The organism is Acidobacteriota bacterium (genome assembly GCA_040752675.1).
Classification (GTDB): Bacteria; Acidobacteriota; Polarisedimenticolia; order JBFMGF01; family JBFMGF01; genus JBFMGF01.
Genome location: JBFMGF010000046.1, coordinates 18,464 through 35,103, shown reverse-complemented (window position 1 = coordinate 35,103; position 16,640 = coordinate 18,464). Strand labels below are relative to the sequence as shown.

Sequence of the window (16,640 nt, the reverse complement as noted above, 5' to 3'; positions counted from 1 at the left end):
GGATCACATGATAGCGATCAAAAACAAGTACCTCCTCGGGATAGTATCTCAAACCAAGATGTCGGGCAACATCTTCGACCGTGCTCCGCTTCATCAACTCCACAATGTATCGCCCCAGCACCTTGGTTCATCGCTTCTTCGGGAAACTCAGAAGCAGTGGCTCGAGCTTAAGGCTCCTGCAAGCTCGACAGAAGAGCCGATACAAATGAATGGCAAGAAAGACCTTTTTCTTTCCAATGGGTAACGTTCTTATTCCCCTGACGAAATGCCCCTTCTTGATCACATTGCGAGAATCGCAGTTGGCACAGCGTTGCTTCTCTTCTGATTTTTCAATGTGGAAGATCAAGATCCCCTCTTTGTATTCTGTATTCTGTCTTCTGGTATCGGTAATGCTTAACTCCAAAGCCATGGTCCAATAGGCTCGTGGACATCGGCTTTCCTTCTTCTTAACTTCGTTGTTTTGGAGGAATTTTAACCGATGTCCTTTCTTTTTGGCTCAGTTTATTTTGAATCTCAGGTACTCATTTTCCTGATGATTCTTCTTTTCTTGAAGGAAGTCTTTTACTTCACTTGACCCTTCAATGTCAAAACTTTTGAACGTTACCAAAAAATTGCAAAAATGCAAAAATTGAAAATCATTGATGCAAAATTTTCTAATTTTTATGCTTTTTGAGATTAAGATTTTGTAAAATATGCAAAATTTTTATTACATTTTAGTTGACCCAAGGGAGAAATTGCAGTATTATTTAAGTCTGAATTTCGATGAAGAGATTTTTCATTTGTTCTGAAACATTCTCATAAAGGTCCAATTCATCAATAGGGCATGCAAAAGGAAGAAGATTGTATTTCTGCAAAGGTCCGCTGAATCAGCTCCAGCAAAGATTGGAAGAATTTCATTGAAATGATGGATCAAAAGGGAAACTTGTATAAGCGTTTCCACATAGAAACGAAAGCCGCACCATCCCTCAGGGGACAACCGGGGAAGTATGCGGTGAGGATAAGGGAGAGCAAATTCGCTGAAATGCTACTTGAAGCTTTTCTCTCCTACCCACCTTGGGAATTACCCAAAAGGCTGAAGAGTCGTCCCTGCATTTATGGTACTTACGATCGAATGTTTGGCGGTCTCACTCCAGACCACGACCGATGCGTTGCTTGCTACCGCTGTGTCCTGGAGCATCCCGGAATGGTGAAGATTGAGTTGAGTCAGGCCTACAAGAAGCTGGGCGATGATTACTGGTCACCTGAGCAGGTCTGGTCTCTCTGGTACGAAGCATCCACAGGTAGGATCCCGGTCAAAGGGGCCTGCTACAAAGGACCTTTCAGCGGCAATGGTTTTGATTCCATGTGGACCGACATGTCAGAAATTGTTCGGCCCACGAGAGATGGAATCCATGGCAGGGAATTCATCTCAACAATTGTGGATATCGGGAGAAAAGCCTCAAGGCTGGAGTTCGGCCCAGAATATTCCTGGCTTTATGATGGGTCTCCTCTGATTCAGATTCCTGTTCCCATCATTTTTGATCTTTTCCCTGATTCTCTCAGGAATAAGAACATCCTGGAAATCCTGGCACAAGCCGCCTCATACCTGAAAACGTTTGTCATCATTCCAGTGCAGGAGATCAAAGGGGATTTGATGAAATTTTTAGCACATATCATTCCTCTCGTGAACTTCCAAAATTGGGAAGATCACAAGGAAATTCTGAGAGCTGTTTCCATCATTGAAGTGGATGTGGGAAACCATTTGGATGGATGGAAGAGATTGAAAGATGAATTCCCAACAGCCATTATCTGTTTGCGGTTACCGTTCAATGAAGGTAGCGAAAGATTCGTTGTTCGTGCTGTGAAGGAAGGAGCCGGCGTCTTTCATCTCTTTGCCGACTACCGTGGGAGGGAAATATCCGTCCGTAACCCCAGGTTCCTCAAGGAACTCATCCGTTCCATTCATGGGAAGTTAGTGGAACATTCTCTCAGGGATGAGGTGACCATCATAACCAGCGGAGGAATCATTGCTGCCGAGCATCTCCCCAAAGCCATCATCTGTGGTGCAGATCTCATAGCTCTCAATACGCCACTTCTTGTTGCCCTCCAGTGCCGTTTCGATGGAGACTGTACTTCGCCAGAATTCTGCGAATGGAGACTTCCACGCCTGGATAGGGAATGGGGGACTCAGAGATTGATCAATATGGTTGGCGCATGGCATGGCCAGCTCCTCGAGATTCTTGGGGCCATGGGGCTGCGTGAGGTGAGGAGACTCCAGGGAGAAACGGGGAGAGCCATGTTTTTTGAAGATCTGGAAAAGGAAATCTTCGCCCCCATCTTTGGATTGAGAAAGTAAATATCATAAGAAAATTTGTTGCTGATAGAATCGGAGTTTTTTAAGATTGAGAATAAAAAGATGAATCATTTAGAAGAGAAATTGTTTCGTTTTCACCGAGAGAATCTTAACCGAGGGTTGAAAAAATTTGCCCTAAGAAATTATGGAGATTTAGAGACTCTCGGAAATTACCGATGGACTCCGGAATTGATCCTGACGACATGGGAGCAGGCGGAGACCGGAATGCCTTCGATGTCTGGGCTGGAAGACAAGGTTGGCCGATCGGGAGGGGGATTCGATAAGATGGACTTCCGGTTAGCCTCGTCTGGCAACGCTCTGGACGAACATGTGAAAGTAGATACCTCAATTGAACTAAACAGGAAATCCGATGGACCAAAGATTGAAATACCGATCCCTGTCTATGGTGGCGGGATGTCCTACGGTTCTATCAGTCTTAATATCATGGTGGCACGGGCGATGGCAGCGAAAGCCTGGAGCACCTTCACCTCCACAGGAGAAGGTGGGTATCCTGCTGAACTGATCCCTTTCAGTAATCATGTCATCACCCAGATTGCGACGGGCCTGTTTGGCGTCCGGGAGGAGACCATCCAGAGAGCACGAATCATCGAGTTCAAGTATGCTCAAGGGGCCAAGCCTGGACTGGGTGGCCATTTGCTGGCAGATAAGGTGATGCCTGATGTGGCGAGGATGCGTGAGTCCGTTCCCTGGGTGAGCCTATTCTCCCCATTCCCCTTTCACAGCGTTTACTCTGTTGAAGATCACAAGAAACATGTGGATTGGATAAAAACCCTTCATCCGGAGGCTCTCGTCTCTGTCAAGGTTTCTACCCCCACCGATGTCGATATGGTAGCGGTGGGAAGTTATTATGCCGGAGCGCATATCATTCATATCGATGGAAGCTACGGCGGCACCGGAGCCGCGCCTGAAATCTCCAAGAAGAACATTGCCATGCCTATCGAGTATGCCATTCCCAGGGTACACAATTTCCTAAAGGGAGAAGGAATTCGCGATGAAATCACGCTTATGGCAAGCGGCGGAATAAGGACAGCTTATGATGTGGCCAAGGCAATCGCCCTCGGTGCCGATGGTTGCGTCATAGGAACAGCGGAGTTAATTGCTGTCGGATGCACTCATTGTGGAAACTGTGAAAGCGGTCGAGGCTGCCCTCAGGGAATCACGAGCACCGATCCGAAGCTTACTCCATTGAAAGAGGTAGAGTGGGCCGCGCAGCGGATCATCAATCTCTACGCTTCCTGGCAGAGCCAGTGGAAGGAATTGCTGAGAAGATGCGGCTTGAGAAGCATCCGGGAACTGAGAGGAAGAACAGACCTTCTCTCTCATGCAGATTACGAGGGATGATCTTAAAAAATTTTAAGATGGTTGATAAACACAGTTAAAAAATTAATAAAGAAGGAAAGGATGAACGATTCCAGGCTCATCATTGATTCCAGAAGATATTTGAGATATGACACCCCTCTGTCCTGGCGGAAGATGGAGGCGGAAGGCGGTTGCGGCGTTGTGGGAATTGCCTCTTCGGTCCCCATAAAGGGGAAACATCTCTTTCCATCACTGCACCAGATGAGAAATCGGGGCAATGGCAAAGGTGGAGGCATTGCTGCTGTCGGTCTTTCCGCCGAACAGCTTGGCGTTTCGAGTGAGGTTCTTGAAGAGGACTACCTCCTCCAGATTGCCTACCTGAAGCGCTCCATTCAGGACGAGCTGGAAGAAGAATTCTTACGACCCTCTCTGGAAATTCACCATGCCGAAAAGATTTGTTCCATCGAAGACTACAATGAAATAGAAGGCCTGGAGATCAAGCCTCCTGAAGTCTGGAGATACTTCTGTCGCGTGAAGAAGGAACCACTCGACGACTTCAGGAGAAGAAACAAAATGGAGACACTGAATATCGGCAAGGCGGAGGATGAATTCATCTACCAGAATTCCTTCCAGTTGAATCGTAAGTATTACACGTCGCTTGGGGAGAAGAAAGCCTTTGTCCTGTCTCATGGGCGCAACATGATGGTCCTGAAGATTGTAGGCTATGCTGAGCAGGTCATCAGGTATTACAAGCTGGAGGGGATGGAGGCTCACCTGTGGATCGGCCATCATCGTTATCCAACGAAAGGAAGGGTATGGCATCCTGGGGGAGCCCATCCCTTCATCGGTTTGAATGAAGCTCTTGTCCACAATGGTGATTTTGCCAATTATTATTCCATCTGCGAGTATCTGAAGCAGAGAAACATCTATCCCCTCTTTCTGACGGATACCGAGGTTGCTGTTCTCCTCTTCGACCTCCTGAACAGAGTCTATGATTACCCTTTGGAGTACCTGCTTGAAGCTCTGGCTCCAACTACCGAGAGAGATTTTGAAATGCTTCCGGATGAGAAGAAGAAAATTTACAGAATGATTCAGGCTGCGCACATCCATGGTTCTCCGGATGGTCCCTGGTTCTTTATCATTGCCAGAAATGATCCCTGTGCGAAGCAGTTTCAGCTACTGGGAATAACCGATACCTCCATGCTCCGGCCCCAGGTCTTCGCCCTTCAAGAAGGAGCAGCCCAGATCGGCTTGATCGCCTCTGAGAGGCAGGCCATCGATGCCACCCTGAGGAGCCTGGAACAGGAGGACGAGAGGTTCTGGTCCTATGCCGACATGTACTGGAATGCACGAGGCGGAAGCTATACGGATGGTGGTGCTTTTCTGTTCCGTATTGAAAAGAATGGAAATGGTCATAAACTGATCTGCACCGATAAGTTCGGAAGAATCATAGAAACGCCAAAAAATAAGACTCATTTCAGATTGCACAATCCCATCACCCTCTCACGTGATCTAGCTCCGGAATTTACTATGGTTCCTCAAGAAACTGCTGTCTCTTCCATGGAGAAGTTCCATGACCTGAAAAGAGCCATGCCAGGTATGAGCTATGAAGAGTTCTGGAGCTTCTGCTATGACCTCATGGAGTCCACCAGAATACGGAAAGAACGAGTACCGTTCGCCATTGAAATACTCACGCTTTTAATGGACCGGATTTACGACACTGGCAGCAAGAAGAGGAGTTGTTTGCTGAGAATGCTGGAACATACCCTCCAAAGGATCCTGGAAAATATCCCTCTCATGGATCAAGCCATCATGGAAAGATACATGCGGATTGATTGGGAGAGAAGGGGTCTCCTTATGGAACCCAAAGGAAAAGATGGCATTCTCATCATAGATGCAGAAAAGTTTCCACCGGAAGGTGAGGATTCCCTGGCAAGATTCATCGTTCAGACCTTTCGGAAGGGATGGAGAAACCTCATTCTGATTAACCTGAGAGGACAGAGGTTCTGCGGAAGCGGTCTGGGGCCTGAGACTCATGAAGTCTGCATTCATGTTTATGGAAATTCAGGAGATTATCTGGCCTCAGGACTGGATGGTGCGCAAATATACGTTCACGGGAGTGCCCAGGATCAGGTTGGAAATATCATGAAATCAGGAAAGCTCGTCATCTACGGAGATGTCGGTCAGACCTTCATGTATGGAGCCAAAGGGGGGGAAATATATCTTCTCGGCAATGCCGCTGGAAGGCCGCTCATCAATGCTGTAGGCGCTCCTCGCGTGGTTATCAATGGTACCTGCCTGGACTACCTGGCAGAATCCTTCATGGCAGGCGACCCCTTCAATGGTGGGGGCTTCGTTATTCTGAATGGAATCAGGTTTGGTGAAAGGGGAGAGCTAATTGAACTGGAGACTCCTTATCCAGGTGGAAACCTCTTTTCCCTTGCCTCTGGAGGAGCCATCTATTTAAGAGATCCTGATAGAAGAGTTGGAGAAGACCAGCTCAACGGAGGGCAGTTCGCAGAGATGACACAGAGAGATTGCGCTTTAATTACTCCCTTCCTTAAAGAAAACGAGAGGCTCTTTGACATCCCTATGGAGGAGCTCCTGACAGTGAATGGCAGAGTTCAAAGTATGGAGAGAATCTATCGCAAAGTTGAGCCGGCGGGAATGGCCGTTCTGTCAAAATATGGAGAGGATACGGGATAGAGGAATCATTCTTCTTCGTATTTTTTCTTGAGGGAATCGATGACGGAAGCATCGGCAAGCGTCGTCGTGTCCCCAAGGGCACTGCCTTCGGCAATATCTTTGAGGAGCCTGCGCATGATCTTTCCAGACCTCGTCTTTGGGAGATCTGCCGTGAAGATAATGTCATCGGGCCGAGCAATGGAACCGATCTTCTTCACAACATGTTCTTTGAGGTCATCTTCGAGTTCCCGGTGAGGGTTGAATCCTTCCTTCAGTGTCACGAAGGCGGATATGGCCTGCCCCTTGATTTCATGATTTTTTCCAACGACGGCTGCCTCGGCAACAGAGGGGTGATCCACAAGGGCGCTCTCCACTTCCATTGTGGAGATTCTATGACCAGCCACATTCATCACATCATCCACCCGCCCGAGAAGCCAGAAGTAACCATCCTCATCCCTCTTAGCTCCATCCCCCGTGAAGTAAACATTCTTTCCATACCGGCTCCAGTACTGCTTCTCGTATCGTTCCATATCGCCATAGATGCCGCGGAGCATGGCCGGCCAAGGGCGCGTCAGAACCAGGTAGCCTCCGCCAACTTTCACGGATTCTCCTTTCTCGTTGAAGATGTCAGCCGAGATTCCCGGAAAAGGTTTTGTTGCCGAGCCTGGTTTCAGCGCGGTGATTCCGGGAAGAGGTGTGATGAGGATCATTCCTGTTTCCGTCTGCCACCAGGTATCCACAACGGGGCATCTCTCTCTCCCGATGTACTTGTAGTACCAGATCCAGGCCTCTGGATTGATTGGCTCGCCAACGCTCCCCAGCAGTCTCAAGGAGGAGAGATCACACCTCTGTGGAAACTCTTCTCCCCATTTCATGAAGGCTCTTATGGCCGTGGGAGCTGTGTAGAATACGGTCACGCCATACTTTTCGATGATTTGCCAGAATCGGTCTTTTTCTGGCCAATCGGGCGCCCCTTCGTACATGACGATGGTTGAGGCGTTGGCGAGCGGCCCATAGACGATGTAAGAGTGTCCTGTCACCCAGCCGATGTCTGCAGAGCACCAGAAGACATCATCTGGTTTCAAATCAAAGACCCATTTGGTAGTCGCGTAAACGCCTGTCAGGTATCCCCCTGTTGAGTGGACGATCCCTTTTGGTTTTCCTGTTGTCCCGGAAGTGTAAAGGATATATAGGAGATCCTCGGAGTCCATCTCTTCAGGCTTACAGTAAGAGGGGGCATCCTGCATCAGCCGGTGCCACCAGTGATCTCGCCCTTCTTTGATTCTCAGCGGGAACTCGCCGCGCTTGACGATGATGACATGTTTGATGGAGGGACAATCTCTGATGGCATAATCGGCATCGTGTTTCAGCGGGAAGATACTTCCCCTCCTGTAACCCCCATCGGCCGTTATAAGAATCTTTGCTTGCGCATCGTTGATTCTGTCTCTTAAGGCCTCGGCGCTGAATCCGCCAAAGACGACGCTGTGAACAGCTCCGATTCTTGTGCAGCCCAGCATGGCAATGGCGAGCTCGGGAATCATCGGCATGTAGATGGCAACTCTGTCCCCCTTTTGGATTCCAAGCTTTCTCAGCACATTGGCAAATTTGTTAACTTCCCGGTAAAGGTCCCAGTAGGTGAGCGTTCTCGTGTCGCCGGGTTCCCCTTCCCATATGAGGGCTGCCTTATTCCTGATGGCTGAATTGATATGCCTGTCAATGCAGTTGTAGGAGATATTGATTTTTCCATCAATGAACCACCTGGCGTGGGGCGGGTTCCACTCGAGGACCTTCTCCCATTTTTTAAACCAGGTAAGCTCAGAGGCCATGCTCCCCCAGAATTCTTCAAAATTTTCATCCGCATAACTGAAAATATTCTGATCAACGATGTTGGCCTGAGCCTTAAATATCTCAGGAGGATTGAAAATCCTGTGCTCTTTGAGAAGCGCCTCGATGGTTTTGTCTTTCAGGATCTCTCTGGCCTGATCCTGTGGAAGATCATTAGTGCCGGGGAAAGTTTTTGAATCTGACATGGCTTCCCTTCCTTTCCAGGACAAAAAATTCAATTTTATAATTTAATAAATTTACTACAAAATAATGATTTGGCAATATTACGATATTATTAAATGGAGATAATAATTGAATGGGCTCTACCTTTACAAATAATTTCATCAATGAGATATTAATGAGAACCATTTCACTAATCGTTAAGACCTAGCTTCAAGAGCATGATGACCTTACCACTCTTTTCATCCAGAGAAAGCCTCTCCAGGGAGCGGTAGATCCTGGCCATAAAGGAAAGCTTTTCACAGAAGTATCTGGAATGCGGAGAAAAGCTTATCCCTTCTCTTACTGCTATCTTGGATACTTGCCTTGCCGATTCTCCTCCCGATTCTGATACGCTCCAAAAGGAAGGGGCCATCATAGGGAAAATCATAATTGAGCGTGTCGATGTTTTTGACCCTAGAGTGGAAGGAGAGGAAAACAGGCTCTTCAAGTTTATCAATTTGCTCCATCTGGAAACGCATGAGTCTGTCATCAGGAGAGAGCTTCTCTTTAAGGAGGGGGATCCCTATGTGAAGAGCCGGGTGGAGGAGAGTGCCAGAAATCTTCGGAATCTCCATTTCCTCCATACAGCTAGGATTGAACCGATTGCCTATCATGATGGAGTGGCTGATCTTAAGGTTTACACTCAGGATGCCTGGACGGCAAAAGCGGGGGTCAACATTGGCCGGAAGGGGGGAATGAACACCTTCAAAATGGGGCTGGAGGATGAGAACTTCCTGGGGCTTGGCAAGAAGTTGAGCGTGGAGCAGTTCAAGGGGATTGAAAACTCAGGAACGCTCTTCCGTTATTACGACAATCAGCTTCTGGGAACGAAATGGAAGCTCATCTCCAAATATGAAACAAACACGGACGGCCAATTCATTATCACGAACATCTCCTATCCCTTTTTCTCGCTTGACAGCAGAAAGTTCTTTCAGACGGAGGTTTCCCGAGGAATTCCATCTTATCGTTCTCCTCCAGCTACTTCAACACGAGATTTAAGAATCAGACCATCTTTCTGAAGCTTTCGGGAGATATCGGACAGAATCTGGACAGAGAAGAGCAGTTCCTTCTTGGCGGGGATACAGGATTAAGGGGGTATCCTGTGAGATTCTTGGATGGGAGCCGGCAGCTCCTCTTCACTTTAGAGGATCGCATCTTCACCAATGTTGAGCTTTTCCATCTCTTCAATATAGGAATGGCTGTCTTTTTCGATGCCGGAGCGGTATGGAATGATCAGGAAGAATTTGGAACCTCCGCCTTCAGGAAAGATGTCGGGGTCGGCTTACGGATCGGCCAGAGGCGGTCAGCCCTCTCCAACGTTGTCCACATTGACTTGGCCTATCCTCTTGACAAAGTGGAGGGGAAGAGAAAACTTCAATTCCTCGTCATGACTTCCGAAACCTTTTAATATAAACCTTCTTTGTATCATTCCATACTGCCGCTGAGCACGAGCTCGTTGAGGAACGCCCAGCGGTTGATATTGAAAATGCTGTTTGACAAAGAAAGTCTGCTGATGATAGCGGCAAGCAAGAGTTTTAATAGCCATCTAGGCTGATGCTCTCATGGGGTTTTATCCGGAGCGTCCAGTACTGAGTTTTCCTCCATCCTTATTGATACGCTCTGGATCCAGGATCGATATCAGGAGCTTTGCTAACCTTTTTTACATGTAAAGTCAAGCTATTTAGAGGCTTTCCCCGGTCAAAGTCATTGACGGAGGAACTTCAATCCAATATAATTTGCCTTCAAATTAACCTTTCAATCCAGTACGATTCATCTTTTTGAAGGGTGATTGCGTAGCCTGCGTCAGCAAATTTTTTTTGAGGGGGAGATTGCCGTGAAGATTCATGAGTATCAGGCGAAGGAGATCCTGAAGAAGTACGGAGTAGAAGTTCCGCAAGGCGAGGTAGCCTATTCACCGTTGGAAGTGAGGGATATTGCGAAGAGGATCGGTGGGAGGTGTGTGATCAAGGCGCAGATTCATGCAGGTGGAAGGGGAAAAGGAGGAGGGATCAGGATCGCTTCCAATTCCGAAGAGGCAGGGGAAATCGCCAAGCAGATGATCGGGATGACACTCGTCACGCATCAGACCGGTCCTGAAGGAAAGAAGGTCAAGAGAGTCCTGGTCGAAAAAGTTCAAGACATTGAAAGGGAATACTACCTTGCTGTCATTGTGGATCGCTCGATGGGCTCTCCTGTCATCATGGCTTCCTCGGAGGGAGGCGTCGAGATCGAACAGGTGGCGGCACGGTCACCGGACAAGATCCTCAAGGAGCACGTCGACCCTGCTGTGGGAATAAGCCCCTATGTTGCGAGGAAGATCTGCTTCGGACTCGGATTCAAGAAGGAGCTCATCATGAAGGCTACGAAGCTGATCCTCTCCCTTTATGAGGCCTTCGTTAAGACAGATGTGTCCCTTGCAGAGATCAATCCACTCATCACGACGAAGGACGGGAACATCCTTGCCCTCGATGCGAAGATGAATTTTGATGATAATGCACTCTACAGGCATCCGGAGATCAAGGAGTTACGGGATCTGGATGAGGAGGACCCGCTCGAGATCGAGGCATCCAAGTACAATCTCAACTACATCAAACTATCCGGGAACGTGGGGTGTATGGTCAATGGTGCAGGGCTTGCCATGGCGACGATGGATATCATCAAGCTGGCGGGAGGCGAGCCGGCAAACTTCCTAGACGTAGGGGGTGGCGCGACAAAGGAGCAGGTCGCCAATGCCTTCAAGATACTCATCTCCGATAAGAACGTGAGGGCGGTTCTCGTGAATATCTTCGGCGGGATCATGCGATGCGACATCGTCGCAAATGGTGTCGTGGAGGCGGCAAAGGAGGTTGGTATCAAAGTGCCGATGGTCGTCCGTCTCGAAGGAACCAATGTAGAGAAGGGAAAAGAGACTCTCCAGAGTTCAGGATTGAATTTCATCGTAGCGACCGGGATGATGGATGCCGCTGAGAAAGTCGTTGCCGCTGCTCGATGATGCGGCTTCTCCATGAAAGGCAAGGAGGTAGAAAGTGAGCATTCTTGTCGATGAAAAGACGAGATTGTTGGTTCAGGGAATCACTGGAAACGAAGGAACCTTCCATACTCGCCAGGCGATTAAATACGGAACCAGGGTAGTTGCCGGCGTGACGCCGGGCAAAGGGGGACAGGAAGTTGATGACATCCCCATTTTTGATACGGTTGAAGAGGCGGTCAGAACAACTGGAGCAAATGCTTCCGTGATCTTCGTGCCACCCGCCTTCTCGGCCGATGCCATCATGGAGGCGGCCGATGCCGGGATCTCGCTCGTCGTCTGCATCACGGAGGGGATTCCGACACTCGACATGATTAAGGTCATGACGTTCCTCAAGAAGAGAAGTACCAGATTGATCGGTCCGAACTGCCCGGGGATCATCTCTCCAGGAAAATGCAAGATCGGGATCATGCCCGGTCATATCCATACGGCGGGAAACATCGGCGTTATATCGAGGAGTGGAACATTGACATATGAAGCGGTGGACCAGTTGACGCGGAGAGGCATTGGACAATCAACGTGCATCGGGATCGGCGGCGACCCGATCATCGGCTCAACGTTCATCGATCTTCTGGCCCTCTTCGAGAAAGATAATGACACGAAGGCGGTCGTCCTGATCGGTGAGATTGGCGGGACGGCGGAGGAGGAGGCTGCGGAATATATCAAGAGGAATTTCAGCAAGCCTGTTGTTGCCTTCATCGCGGGAAGAACGGCCCCTCCTGGAAGAAGAATGGGGCATGCAGGGGCCATCATCTCGGGTGGAAGGGGAACGGCGAAGGAAAAGACGGAAGCGCTGACGGCAGCTGGGATAATAGTTGTGGAGAGTCCGGCCAGCATCGGTGATGCCGTTGCCTCTATCCTATGAATTTAGAAACATTCTCATATAACCCTTCCATTACAGGGGGAAAGAGGATATTAAGTTTTTGCAGAAAGGAAGAATCAATGGTGGAGAGAACGCTATCGATCGTGAAGCCAGATGGTGTCGGACAGAAAGTCATCGGAGAGGTCATCAGACGCTTCGAGGCGAATGGCCTTAAAATCCTCGGATTGAAGATGGTGCACATGAGCAAGAGAGAAGCGGAAGGCTTCTACGTTGTGCACAAAGACAAACCGTTCTATGGTTCGCTGACGGATTTCATGTCGTCTGGTCCCGCCGTTATAATGGCGCTGGAAGGGGAGGATGCCATAAGAAAGGTCCGGGACATCATGGGTCCGACTGATTCGACGAAGGCTCCAAAGGGAACCATAAGGGGTGATTACGGTTTCTCCATCGAGAAGAACATCATCCATGGCTCTGATTCACCGGAATCTGCGAAATTCGAGATCCCTTACTTCTTCAATGCCCTCGAACTCTTTGATCGATGATCTTGCCCATTCCTTCACTGTTTGACTTGATATGTTCGTTTTGATAGCATTTTTCAGAGAATGAAAGACCTGCTTCGCTTTCTGAAATATGTCCACCCTTACAAGTGGAATCTCATCTGGGCTTCAGTCCTTCTCATGCTCTCCGGTTTCCTCATGGCCGCCTTCGTGGCCTTCATCAGGCCTCTCTACAGCGAGGTTCTCGGAGCGAAAATTGCCCCTTCCGAGCAGCAAGGGTCCGTTGCGATTGTGATTGAAGAAAAGAGCCCGCAATCCAGGGTGCCATCATCCGGGCTGGAGACATCTGGAACTTCCTCAAGGGAGGCTGAGGGAAACAAGGACGCCGCTGCTCACAAACCCAGAACACTTATCGGGAAGAAAGATATCATGCAGTCCCTCGAGAAATATCTCCCGATGGAAAAATTGAGAGTCTACACGAAGAAGAGGGCGTTCATCGAAGTGCCCCTTTTTATAGTCCTCCTCTTCCTCATCAAGGTACTGCTTGGATATTTCGGCCAGTATCTTACCCTGAACGTTGGCTTAAAAACCATTATGGACCTGAAGAACGATCTTTACAGTTCCATTCAGAACCAGTCGCTTAAGTTTTTCACCATGAATCCCACCGGGATCATCATGTCTCGGATAGTCAGCGACGTGGAGAGGATGAATAAGATCGTCTCGATGCACCTCGCCGATTCCATCCGGCTGCTCTTCACGCTTATCTTCGTGACCATCTTCGTCTTCTATGTCTCCTGGCAGCTCTCCGTATTTTGCTTCGTGGCCCTTCCGCTGGCCATATTTCCCATCGTGAAGTTCGGACAGAGAATGAAGAGAGCGAGCAGGAAGAGCCAGGAGAGGATGGGTGAGATCTCGAGTATCCTTAACGAGGGGATCGGTGGGATAAAGATCGTGAAGAGCTTCGGGATGGAGGATTTCGAAAAGGCTCGCTTTCGGGAGGCGTTGAGGAGAATGCTCCGGGTGGACAGAAAGATCGCGAAAACGGTGGCTCTGGCGCCCAACGTCATGGAACTCATCGGAGCAGTCGTGGGAGTCCTTCTCTTCTGGTGGGCAGGTTATCAGATCTCCCACATGAGGCTTCACCCGGGGGATTTCCTGTCCTTCCTCGTAGGAGCCGGTGTCATCTTCATGAGCGTCAAGAAACTCAACGTTGTAAACAACGAGATACAGCAGGCCGCCGCTGCCGCCGCGCGTGTCTTCGAAATGATGGATACCGGGATCGACATCAAAGAGAAAACGGATGCCATTTCTCTTTCCCCTTTCCAGCATGAGATCTCCTTCAGGAATGTCAGTTTTTCTTACGGCGACGAAGAGGTCCTGAAGAACATCGATTTGACAGTGAAGAAGGGCGAGATGGTTGCCCTCGTTGGCTCCTCTGGCGCGGGAAAGACGACGCTTGTCAATCTCATCCCGAGGTTCTACGACGTAACCGGTGGTGCCATCCAGATAGATGGGCACGATGTTTGTGACGTGACGATCAAATCGCTAAGAGACCAGATCGGGATCGTATCTCAGGAAACGATCCTCTTCAACGATACGGTGAAAAACAACATCGCCTACGGTCGCCCCGAGACGTCACTCGATGAAGTGGTCAGGGTTGCCAGGATCGCAAACGCTCATGATTTCATAATGAAACTGCCCCAGCAGTACGATACGGTTCTTGGTGAGCGAGGGGAGCGTCTCTCAGCAGGACAGCGGCAGCGGATCACAATTGCCAGGGCTCTCTTGAAGAACCCTCCCATACTCATCATGGATGAGGCGACCTCGGCTCTCGACACGGCTTCGGAGGCCCAGGTCCAGGCCGCCCTGAATGTTCTTATGCAGGGCAGGACCTCGATAGTCATAGCGCACAGACTCTCCACAGTACGCAAGGCCCACTGCATTTACGTCCTTGACAGCGCGCGGATCGTCGAGAGAGGAACGCACTGGGAACTAATCGAGATGAATGGAGTTTACGCGAAGCTCCACGCCATCCAGTTCCGCGAGGACTGAATGGATATTATTCAGTCTTCCTTGCTTTTCATACTGCTAAAAGATGAGAGTCGCCATGGAATGGAAAAATGAGCTACTGTTTGTCCTACTCTTTGCCGCGGTTCTCTTCCTTTCGAACCTATGGGGCTACGATCTGTGGGCTCCCGATGAGCCAAAATTTGCGGAGATCTCCAGGGAGATGCTCGAAACGGGGAACTGGATCGTCCCCCACGACAACGGGTGGATCTATACGGACAAGCCGCCGCTGCTCTTCTGGCTCATCTCCACATTTTCGCTATTAACTGGCAGAATCTCTTCTTTCCAGGCGAGACTTCCTTCGGCTCTTGCGGGGATCGGTGCCGTTGCCGCCACCTATATCTTCGCGCTCAAGTGTTTCGGCAGGAAAACAGCTTTGCTATCTTCTCTGATCCTCTCGACCTCCTTTCTCTTCTTCGACAAAGCGCGCACGGCTCAGACCGACATGCTTCTGACCTTCTTCATCCTCATCTCCTTCCTCTTCTTCTACCTGTCCCGCGGCGAGCCGATTCATCGGAGAAGATACCTCATCTTCTTCTATCTATCCCTCGCGCTTGGTACTCTTGCGAAAGGGCCTCTCGGATTCATCATTCCCATTGGTGTGATCCTTATCTTCCTGGCATCCGTTGGCGAGATGAAAAGAGTGCGAGAGATCTTTCTTACAGATGGGTTGAGCCTGTTCCTGTTGATTGTGGGCGGTTGGGTGGTCGCCGCTACGATTGCTGGAAAAGGGGAGTACAGCGTTTTTGCCGCTCTCGACCGCCATCTCATAGAGAGATTCTCCGAAGGGATTCACCACAGACAGCCCCTCTACTACTTTTTGAAAACCTTTCCGCTGGACTTTCTTCCCTGGTCTCTCTTCCTTCCGGCAGCCCTTGCCCTTCTCTTTTCGAAGCTGAGGAGCGTGGAGAGGAAAGAGGCGGCCTTTCTTCTCTGCTGGGTCTTTTTTGTTTTCGTTCTCTTCTCCTTTTCCAGGGAGAAGAGGAACCTTTACATCCTTCCGCTTTTTCCTGCTGCCTCGATCATGGTGGGATACCTGTTTAGCGTTATACTCAGCGAAGGCGAGGAATCGATCCCTTCCAGGCTCGCATCGGCTTTCAACTATTTCCTATCCGGATTGCTGATCATCTGCGGATCTTTCATTCCTGTAGCGGCATGGATCAAGGCCAGGGAATATTTGTTCCCGGCTTCCCTCCTGGGGGCGGTCATAATCGTTTCCTCCTTCATAATATTTTGGTTCACCTGGAAGGAAGGGTGGCTCAAAGGTCTGAATTTTTCTTACTTCCCCCTGTTCTTCGGCACGGGGCTCTTGCTCCCCATGATCTCTCTCAGGTTCTATCCCGATTTCTTTTTTCCAGTGCTGCTGATGGGAGTCCTTCTGATAATCGGCTCTCTCTTCATAACCCTGGAATTGCGTAAGGGGTTCGGCTTCAGAACCCTGATCGCCATTCTATTGACCATCTCTTCATTCTATCTGGCAGCCGTCTTCTTTGCCTATCCGGTCCTGGACGATTACAAGTCGGCGAAAAGTTTCAGCATCCGGATCGCCTCCACCGTCAGAGACCATCTGAAGCAAGGAGAGCGGCTTCCGATATACAAGAGGTATCGTTCCGCTTATGTCTTCTATTCGCGAATCTATCTCGACCTAATCCTCTCAGAGGAGGCATTTAAAAATGTCATGAGCAGCAGTGAGAGAAAATTCTGCCTGATCGAGCAAAATGATCTCAACGAGATTTCTGAAAAGCTGGAGCTTCCTCTTTACAGGATTCACTCGGAAGGAGTCGGACACCGCTCCATGATTCTTGTCTCCAACCAGCCATAGCCCCATTTGCAATATTTTAG

Annotated in this window: 12 protein-coding genes; 10 read left to right on the top strand and 2 right to left on the bottom strand. The window is 49.3% G+C overall.

From position 1 onward, the window contains the following. Nucleotides 1-127: 127 nt before the first annotated feature. Nucleotides 128-409 (bottom strand): transposase family protein, encoded by a 282-nt coding sequence (locus AB1756_04630; GenBank protein MEW5806616.1) that lies wholly within the window; start codon nucleotides 407-409, stop codon nucleotides 128-130. A 492-nt stretch (nucleotides 410-901) separates the two neighbouring features. On the opposite strand from AB1756_04630, the gene AB1756_04625 reads away from it, so the two are divergent. Genes AB1756_04625 through AB1756_04615 form a run of 3 tightly spaced genes read left to right on the top strand, consistent with a single transcriptional unit; the run spans nucleotide 902 to nucleotide 6,358 of the window. After that, nucleotides 902-2,335, top strand: a complete 1,434-nt coding sequence (locus AB1756_04625; protein MEW5806615.1) for a glutamate synthase-related protein — start codon at nucleotides 902-904, stop codon at nucleotides 2,333-2,335. Between the two features lie 60 nt (nucleotides 2,336-2,395). Beyond that, entirely contained in the window at nucleotides 2,396-3,694 is a 1,299-nt protein-coding gene (locus AB1756_04620; GenBank protein ID MEW5806614.1) for an FMN-binding glutamate synthase family protein, read from the top strand. Between the two features lie 60 nt (nucleotides 3,695-3,754). Then, complete coding sequence (locus AB1756_04615) at nucleotides 3,755-6,358, top strand: glutamate synthase (GenBank protein ID MEW5806613.1); 2,604 nt, start codon at nucleotides 3,755-3,757, stop codon at nucleotides 6,356-6,358. A gap of 5 nt (nucleotides 6,359-6,363) precedes the next feature. On the opposite strand, the gene acs is transcribed toward AB1756_04615, so the two are convergent. Continuing rightward, nucleotides 6,364-8,367: an acetate--CoA ligase gene (gene acs / locus AB1756_04610; GenBank protein MEW5806612.1), complete on the bottom strand. Its 2,004-nt coding sequence runs from the start codon at nucleotides 8,365-8,367 to the stop codon at nucleotides 6,364-6,366. Nucleotides 8,368-8,694: 327 nt separating this feature from the next. On the opposite strand from acs, the gene AB1756_04605 reads away from it, so the two are divergent. The 7 genes from AB1756_04605 (at nucleotide 8,695) to AB1756_04575 (ending at nucleotide 16,620) form a co-directional block, all read left to right on the top strand. After that, entirely contained in the window at nucleotides 8,695-9,402 is a 708-nt protein-coding gene (locus tag AB1756_04605; GenBank protein MEW5806611.1) for a POTRA domain-containing protein, read from the top strand. After that, on the top strand, nucleotides 9,342-9,791 hold the full coding sequence (locus AB1756_04600; GenBank protein ID MEW5806610.1) for a BamA/TamA family outer membrane protein: 450 nt from the start codon (nucleotides 9,342-9,344) through the stop codon (nucleotides 9,789-9,791). Before AB1756_04605 ends, AB1756_04600 begins: the two co-directional genes overlap by 61 nt. 426 nt (nucleotides 9,792-10,217) lie before the next feature. Further along, entirely contained in the window at nucleotides 10,218-11,375 is a 1,158-nt protein-coding gene (gene sucC, locus AB1756_04595; GenBank protein ID MEW5806609.1) for an ADP-forming succinate--CoA ligase subunit beta, read from the top strand. A gap of 34 nt (nucleotides 11,376-11,409) precedes the next feature. Continuing rightward, nucleotides 11,410-12,276, top strand: coding sequence for a succinate--CoA ligase subunit alpha (gene sucD, locus AB1756_04590; GenBank protein MEW5806608.1), 867 nt, complete (start codon nucleotides 11,410-11,412; stop codon nucleotides 12,274-12,276). Nucleotides 12,277-12,356: 80 nt separating this feature from the next. Further along, entirely contained in the window at nucleotides 12,357-12,776 is a 420-nt protein-coding gene (gene ndk / locus AB1756_04585) for a nucleoside-diphosphate kinase (protein MEW5806607.1), read from the top strand. A 60-nt stretch (nucleotides 12,777-12,836) separates the two neighbouring features. After that, nucleotides 12,837-14,783 (top strand): ABC transporter ATP-binding protein, encoded by a 1,947-nt coding sequence (locus AB1756_04580; protein ID MEW5806606.1) that lies wholly within the window; start codon nucleotides 12,837-12,839, stop codon nucleotides 14,781-14,783. A gap of 55 nt (nucleotides 14,784-14,838) precedes the next feature. Beyond that, entirely contained in the window at nucleotides 14,839-16,620 is a 1,782-nt protein-coding gene (locus AB1756_04575; GenBank protein MEW5806605.1) for a glycosyltransferase family 39 protein, read from the top strand. Nucleotides 16,621-16,640 lie beyond the last annotated feature (20 nt).

Coding starts and splice junctions, on each gene's coding strand:
- AB1756_04575 (MEW5806605.1), top strand. CDS start 14,839: ATGGAATGGAAAAATGAGCTACTGTTTGTCCTACTCTTTGCCGCGGTT.
- AB1756_04620 (MEW5806614.1), top strand. CDS start 2,396: ATGAATCATTTAGAAGAGAAATTGTTTCGTTTTCACCGAGAGAATCTT.
- AB1756_04580 (MEW5806606.1), top strand. CDS start 12,837: ATGAAAGACCTGCTTCGCTTTCTGAAATATGTCCACCCTTACAAGTGG.
- AB1756_04630 (MEW5806616.1), bottom strand. CDS start 409: ATGGCTTTGGAGTTAAGCATTACCGATACCAGAAGACAGAATACAGAA.
- acs (MEW5806612.1), bottom strand. CDS start 8,367: ATGTCAGATTCAAAAACTTTCCCCGGCACTAATGATCTTCCACAGGAT.
- AB1756_04625 (MEW5806615.1), top strand. CDS start 902: ATGATGGATCAAAAGGGAAACTTGTATAAGCGTTTCCACATAGAAACG.
- AB1756_04615 (MEW5806613.1), top strand. CDS start 3,755: ATGAACGATTCCAGGCTCATCATTGATTCCAGAAGATATTTGAGATAT.